The organism is Caloramator australicus RC3 (assembly GCF_000297115.1).
In the GTDB taxonomy this organism is placed as follows: domain Bacteria; phylum Bacillota; class Clostridia; order Clostridiales; family Caloramatoraceae; genus Caloramator; species Caloramator australicus.
Genome location: NZ_CAKP01000066.1, coordinates 40,523 through 46,859, shown reverse-complemented (window position 1 = coordinate 46,859; position 6,337 = coordinate 40,523). Strand labels below are relative to the sequence as shown.

The window sequence follows — 6,337 nt, the reverse complement described above, 5'->3', positions numbered from 1 at the left end:
TTCAGAAAGGTTCTTGACATGGCAGAAGCAGGAGACAACATAGGAGCACTATTAAGAGGAGTAAACAGAGACGAAATTGAAAGAGGTCAAGTTCTTGCGAAGCCAGGTTCAGTAAATCCACACAAGAAGTTTGAAGGTCAAGTATACGTATTAAAGAAGGAAGAAGGAGGAAGACATACTCCATTCTTCAATGGATACAGACCACAATTCTACTTCAGAACAACAGACGTAACAGGAACAATCAAGTTACCAGAAGGAGTAGAAATGTGCATGCCAGGCGACCACATCAACATGGAAGTTGAACTTATAACACCAATCGCGATGGAAGAAGGATTAAGATTCGCCATCAGAGAAGGTGGAAGAACAGTAGGCGCTGGTGTTGTTGCTAAGATTTTTGAATAATTTATATGAGGTTATCCGCTTGGATAACCTCATAATATATCTTTATAAAAATTTTTAGGGGCTACCCCTAATTTTTATGGATTTTTTAAATAAAAAATATCTATAAAGGTCTTGTCAATTTTAAAATAATATTGTAAAATATAAGAGTTGTAATACGAAAATATGCGATGAAGCAAGAGGTTGCCGGACTTCGGGGAATTCTTGCTGAGTATGTCTGATCAAAGAATCGGGCGACAAAGGTAGTTAAGTGTGGACAAAACAATGATACACCCGGATGTGTGTGTTAAGCTACCGTTGTCGTGCGTGAAAAAACAAAGCGTGCGATGAAAAGGAGGGTAAGAAAATGGCAAAACAAAAAATCAGAATTAAGCTTAAGGCTTTCGATCATAATCTACTAGATTCATCAGCTCAAAAGATAGTAGAAACAGCAAAGAAAACTGGAGCTTCAGTATCAGGACCAGTTCCACTTCCAACTGAAAAGGATGTTATCACAATATTAAGAGCGGTTCATAAGTATAAGGACTCAAGAGAACAGTTCGAAATAAGAACTCACAAGAGACTTATCGACATATTGAACCCAACTCAAAAAACTGTTGATGCTCTTATGAGATTGGATTTACCAGCTGGTGTTGATATTGAAATTAAGCTCTAATATTATGAATGCTTTAAGCATTCCGCTAATATTTAAGGAGGTGCCAAGATGAAAAAAGCAATATTAGGAAGAAAATTAGGAATGACACAAATATTCACAGAAGATGGTAAGGTCGTTCCAGTAACAGTAATTCAAGCAGGTCCATGTGTTGTAGTTCAAAAAAAGACAGTTGAAACAGATGGATACAATGCTATTCAAGTTGGTTTTGAAGATATAAGAGAAAAGCTTGTAAATAAGCCAGAAAAAGGACACTTTGCTAAGGCAAATATAGCCCCAAAGAGATTCTTAAAAGAATTAAGACTTGAAGATGTTAGTGCTTATGAAGTAGGAAGCGAAATCAAGGTTGATATATTTTCTGAGGGAGAAAAGGTTGACGTAACTGGAACTTCAAAGGGAAAAGGATTCCAAGGCGTTATAAAGAGATGGAATGCAAACAGAGGACCAATGTCCCACGGTTCAAAGTATCATAGAAGGGTTGGTTCAATGGGTGCTTCATCATTCCCATCAAGAACCTTCAAGGGTAAGAAGATGCCAGGACATATGGGAGCAGAAAAGTCAACAATATTAAATCTTGAAGTTGTAAAGGTTGACCCAGAAAAGAATGTAATCCTTGTAAAGGGTGCTGTTCCAGGTCCAAAGAAGGGTCTTGTAATAATTAGAGATTCTGTTAAGGCAGTTAAGAAGGCATAACACAGAGGAAAGGAGGATGTAGGATGCCTAAGGTAGATTTATTTAATATGAATGCTGAAAAAGTTGGTGAAATTGAGCTTTCTGATGCAGTTTTTGGCGCTCCAATAAACAAAGAGGCAATGCATCAGGTAGTTGTAAATATCCTTGCAAATAGAAGACAAGGAACTCAATCAGCATTAACAAGAGCAGAAGTTTCTGGTGGTGGAAAGAAGCCATGGAGACAAAAGGGAACAGGTAGAGCAAGACATGGTTCTATCAGATCACCACAATGGAGACACGGTGGTATTGTATTTGCACCAAAGCCAAGAGATTACAGCTATACATTACCAAAGAAGCTTAAGAGGGTTGCATTAAAGTCAGCGCTTTCTTCAAAGGTTGCTGAAAATCAAATTATTGTTCTTGATAAATTAACATTAGATGCTCCAAAAACTAAGACAATAGCTGAAATGTTAAAGAAGTTTAATGCCAACAAGACATTAATAGTTGTTAAGGAATCAGATGAAGTTATCTACAAGTCAGTTAGAAACATTGAAAATGCACATGTTATTCCTGTTAACAACTTAAACGTTTATGATATATTAAAGTATGACAAGTTTATAGTTACTCAGGATGCTGCAAGATTGATTGAGGAGGTGTATGCATAATGAAGCTTACAAATTATGATATTATCATAAGACCAATAATAACTGAAAAATCAATGAATCAAATGGCTTTAAGACAATACACTTTCCTCGTGCATCCTGATGCAAATAAGTCAATGATAAAGGATGCTATTGAACAAATTTTTGGTGTTAAGGTTGAATCAGTTAAGACAATTAACTACCAAGGAAAGAAAAAGAGAGTAGGATTTAATTTTGGAAAGAGACCAGATTACAAGAAGGCAATTGTTAAGCTTACAGCAGACAGCAAAGGAATTGAATTCTTTGAAGGATTTGGTGCCTAATAAGATATAAAATAAAGCGTTATTGGCTATGGGCCAGATAAGCGAGACGAAGGAGGGAAAGAAATGGGAATCAAAGTATATAAGCCAACTTCTCCAGGTAGAAGAAATATGTCAGTTCTTGACTATTCAGAGATAACTAAAAAGGAACCTGAGAAGTCATTGGTTATAACTTTAAAGAAGAATTCAGGAAGAAATAACCAAGGTAGAATTACTGTTCGTCACAGAGGTGGCGGATATAAGATAAAATACAGAATCATCGACTTTAAGAGAAATAAGGACAATATCCCAGCTAAAGTTACTGCAATAGAATACGATCCAAACAGATCAGCATTCATCGCACTTTTAGCTTATGCAGATGGAGAAAAGAGATACATCATCGCTCCAAACGAATTAAAGGTTGGAGACATTGTAATGTCTGGTGAAAATGTTGATATTAAAGTAGGTAATGCACTACCATTAAGAAATATACCAGTTGGTACTTTCATTCATAATATTGAATTATATCCTGGAAAAGGTGGTCAGCTTGTTAGAGCTGCTGGTGGAACAGCACAGCTTCTTGCAAAAGAAGGAGATTACGCTCATGTAAGACTACCATCCGGAGAAATAAGACTTATAAGACTTGATTGTAGGGCTACAGTTGGTATCGTTGGTAACTTAAGTCATGAACTTGTTAGAATTGGTAAAGCAGGAAGAAAGAGACATATGGGTATAAGACCAACTGTAAGAGGTTCTGCAATGAACCCAGTTGACCATCCACACGGTGGTGGTGAAGGTAAGGCTCCAATCGGTCATCCAGGACCACTTACACCATGGGGTAAACCAACTCTTGGATACAAGACAAGAAAGAATAAGAAATACTCAGATAAATTCATCGTTAAGAAAAGAAAGTAATTTAAGGGAGCAGAAATATAAGGCGTGCCTTATATGCTCTGCTTCCTAAATAACCTAGAAGGGAGGAAACAAAGTTGGGTAGATCATTAAAAAAGGGACCTTTCTGTGATGATCATTTATTAAAGAAAATTGTTGAAATGAATAAAGCAGGTGAAAAGAAGGTTATAAAGACTTGGTCAAGAAGATCAACTATACTTCCACAAATGATAGGACATACAATTGCAGTTTATGACGGAAGAAAGCATGTTCCTGTATATATAACAGAAGATATGATTGGACATAAGTTAGGTGAATTTGCACCAACAAGAACATTTAAAGGACATGACGATACAGAAAAGTCATCAAAGGTTAAGAAGTAATGAAGGGAGGGTGCTTCGATGGAGGCAAAAGTAGCTAAAGCCCATGCAAGATATGTTAGAATATCACCAAGAAAAGTTCAAGTTGTTATAGATCTTATAAGAGGTAAGAACGTTGGTGAAGCTTTATCAATCTTAAAGCTTACTCCAAGAGCAGCAGCTCCAATAGTTGAGAAGGTTTTAAAATCAGCTATTGCAAATGCTGAAAACAATCACAACATGGATGTATCAAAGCTTTATATCGCAGAAATTTATGCAAATCAAGGACCAACACTAAAGAGATATCAACCACATGCACAAGGTAGAGCATTTGAAATAAAGAAAAGAACAAGCCACATAACAGTGGTATTAAAGGAAAGAGCATAACCGGAAGGAGGGTCATCGCGTGGGTCAAAAAGTAAATCCACATGGATTAAGAGTAGGTATAATTAAGGATTGGGATGCTAAATGGTATGCCGATGATAAGCATTTTGCTGATCTTCTAATTGAAGACAACAAAATAAGAAAGTTTATAAAGAATAAATACTATCAAGCAGGCATTTCAAGAGTAGTGATTGAAAGAACTGCTAATAAAGTAAGAATCAACATTCACACTGCAAAGCCAGGTATCGTTATTGGTAAAGGTGGCCAAGGTGTTGAAGAATTAAAGGCACAAATCGAAAAGATGACAGGAAAGAACATCCTTATAAACATAGTTGAAATTAAGAATCCAGAAATAGATGCACAGCTTGTTGCTGAAAACATAGCAGCACAAATCGAAAAGAGAGTTTCCTTTAGAAAGGCAATGAAGCAAGCTATATCAAGAGCTATGAGATTTGGAATAAAGGGTATCAAGACTGCAGTTTCAGGAAGACTTGGCGGTGCTGAAATGGCAAGAACAGAAGGATACCATGAAGGAACTATTCCACTTCAAACATTAAGAGCTGATATAGATTATGGATTTGCTGAAGCTCATACAACTTATGGCAAGATAGGTGTTAAAGTTTGGATATATAAGGGAGAAGTTCTTGGAAAGAGAAGACCACAGGTAACTGAGACAACAGAGGCTGCTAACGAATAATGGAATTGGGAAGGAGGAATTGGACATGTTAATGCCAAAAAGAGTTAAGCATCGTAAGGTTCAACGTGGAAGAATGAAGGGTAAGGCAACAAGAGGTAACACTCTTGCTTACGGCGATTACGGTTTGGTTGCAACTGAACCAGGCTGGGTAACAAGCAACCAAATAGAAGCAGCAAGAATTGCAATCAATAGATATATAAAAAGAGGCGGAAAGCTCTGGATAAAGATATTCCCAGATAAGCCAGTTACAAAGAAACCTGCTGAAACACGTATGGGTTCAGGTAAAGGTTCACCAGAATACTGGGTAGCAGTTGTTAAGCCAGGAAGAATCATGTTTGAGTTAAGCGGAGTTAACGAAGAAGTAGCAAGAGAAGCGATGAGACTTGCATCACATAAACTTCCTGTTAAATCAAAGTTTGTAACAAAAAGTGACTTTGAGATGGGTGGTGAAGTAAATGAAGGCTAATGAATTAAAGGCAATGAGAGAAGCAACAGCTGAAGAAATTCAAAAGAGAATAATAGAGCTAAAGGCAGAACTTTTTAATTTGAGATTTCAACATGCTACTGGTCAACTTGAAAACCCAATGAGAATTAGGGAAGTTAAAAAATCAATTGCGCAACTTAAGACAATAATGAGAGAGAAAGAACTTAAGGCTATGGGCAGATAATGAAGGGAGGTATAGCCTGTGGAAAGAGGACTTAGAAAGGTTAGAATAGGAAAAGTAGTTTCAGATAAAATGGATAAGACAATAGTTGTTGCTGTAGAAAAACTTGTTCGTCACCCACTCTACGGCAAAACAGTAAAGAGGACTACTAAGTTTAAGGCTCATGATGAAAACAATGAAGCTAAGATCGGTGATATCGTAAAGATCATGGAAACAAGACCTCTTAGCAAGGAAAAGAGATGGAGACTTGTTGAAATAATCGAGAGAGCAAAATAATTTCTCTGAAAGGAGGTTTAATTTATGATTCAACCACAAACAAGATTAAAGGTTGCTGACAACACTGGTGCTAAAGAACTTATGTGCATCAGAGTTCTTGGCGGTTCAAATAGAAGATATGCAAATATAGGAGATATAATAGTAGCTAGCGTTAAGAGTGCAACACCCGGAGGTGTTGTTAAAAAAGGAGACGTAGTTAAAGCAGTTATTGTAAGATCAGTTAAAGGTGTAAGAAGACCAGATGGAACTTATATAAGATTCGATGAAAACGCTGCAGTTATCATCAAGGAAGATAAGACTCCAAGAGGAACAAGAATTTTCGGACCTGTAGCAAGAGAATTAAGAGAAAAAGAATTTACAAAGATTCTTTCACTTGCACCAGAGGTATTATAAAGGGAGGTG

General features: G+C 36.8%; 13 protein-coding genes. All 13 read left to right on the top strand.

Going from position 1 to position 6,337, the window contains the following annotated elements; genetic code table 11:
* The coding region (locus tag CAAU_RS06255; RefSeq protein WP_083852824.1) for an EF-Tu C-terminal domain-related protein at positions 1 to 402 on the top strand (402 nt) is incomplete at its 5' end.
* A gap of 343 nt (positions 403 to 745) precedes the next feature.
* Complete coding sequence (rpsJ, locus tag CAAU_RS06250; RefSeq protein ID WP_008908582.1) at positions 746 to 1,054, top strand: 30S ribosomal protein S10; 309 nt, start codon at positions 746 to 748, stop codon at positions 1,052 to 1,054.
* A 48-nt stretch (positions 1,055 to 1,102) separates the two neighbouring features.
* Positions 1,103 to 1,744, top strand: a complete 642-nt coding sequence (rplC, locus tag CAAU_RS06245; protein WP_008908581.1) for a 50S ribosomal protein L3 — start codon at positions 1,103 to 1,105, stop codon at positions 1,742 to 1,744.
* A gap of 23 nt (positions 1,745 to 1,767) precedes the next feature.
* Positions 1,768 to 2,388, top strand: a complete 621-nt coding sequence (rplD, locus tag CAAU_RS06240) for a 50S ribosomal protein L4 (protein WP_008908580.1) — start codon at positions 1,768 to 1,770, stop codon at positions 2,386 to 2,388.
* Positions 2,388 to 2,687 (top strand): 50S ribosomal protein L23, encoded by a 300-nt coding sequence (gene rplW / locus CAAU_RS06235; protein ID WP_008908579.1) that lies wholly within the window; start codon positions 2,388 to 2,390, stop codon positions 2,685 to 2,687. The genes rplD and rplW overlap by 1 nt, the downstream gene beginning before the upstream one ends.
* A gap of 63 nt (positions 2,688 to 2,750) precedes the next feature.
* A complete protein-coding gene (rplB, locus tag CAAU_RS06230; protein WP_008908578.1) occupies positions 2,751 to 3,578 on the top strand; it encodes a 50S ribosomal protein L2 in 828 nt (275 codons plus the stop codon).
* Between the two features lie 74 nt (positions 3,579 to 3,652).
* Positions 3,653 to 3,937: a 30S ribosomal protein S19 gene (rpsS, locus tag CAAU_RS06225; RefSeq protein WP_008908577.1), complete on the top strand. Its 285-nt coding sequence runs from the start codon at positions 3,653 to 3,655 to the stop codon at positions 3,935 to 3,937.
* Between the two features lie 18 nt (positions 3,938 to 3,955).
* Complete coding sequence (gene rplV, locus CAAU_RS06220; RefSeq protein WP_008908576.1) at positions 3,956 to 4,300, top strand: 50S ribosomal protein L22; 345 nt, start codon at positions 3,956 to 3,958, stop codon at positions 4,298 to 4,300.
* A gap of 19 nt (positions 4,301 to 4,319) precedes the next feature.
* Positions 4,320 to 4,994 (top strand): 30S ribosomal protein S3, encoded by a 675-nt coding sequence (rpsC, locus tag CAAU_RS06215; RefSeq protein WP_008908575.1) that lies wholly within the window; start codon positions 4,320 to 4,322, stop codon positions 4,992 to 4,994.
* A 25-nt stretch (positions 4,995 to 5,019) separates the two neighbouring features.
* Positions 5,020 to 5,460, top strand: coding sequence for a 50S ribosomal protein L16 (gene rplP, locus CAAU_RS06210; RefSeq protein WP_008908574.1), 441 nt, complete (start codon positions 5,020 to 5,022; stop codon positions 5,458 to 5,460).
* Positions 5,450 to 5,662: a 50S ribosomal protein L29 gene (rpmC, locus tag CAAU_RS06205; protein WP_008908573.1), complete on the top strand. Its 213-nt coding sequence runs from the start codon at positions 5,450 to 5,452 to the stop codon at positions 5,660 to 5,662. Before rplP ends, rpmC begins: the two co-directional genes overlap by 11 nt.
* Before the next feature lie 18 nt (positions 5,663 to 5,680).
* Entirely contained in the window at positions 5,681 to 5,935 is a 255-nt protein-coding gene (gene rpsQ, locus CAAU_RS06200) for a 30S ribosomal protein S17 (protein WP_008908572.1), read from the top strand.
* 24 nt (positions 5,936 to 5,959) lie between these two features.
* A complete protein-coding gene (gene rplN / locus CAAU_RS06195) occupies positions 5,960 to 6,328 on the top strand; it encodes a 50S ribosomal protein L14 (protein WP_008908571.1) in 369 nt (122 codons plus the stop codon).
* The last annotated feature ends 9 nt before the right edge of the window (positions 6,329 to 6,337 follow it).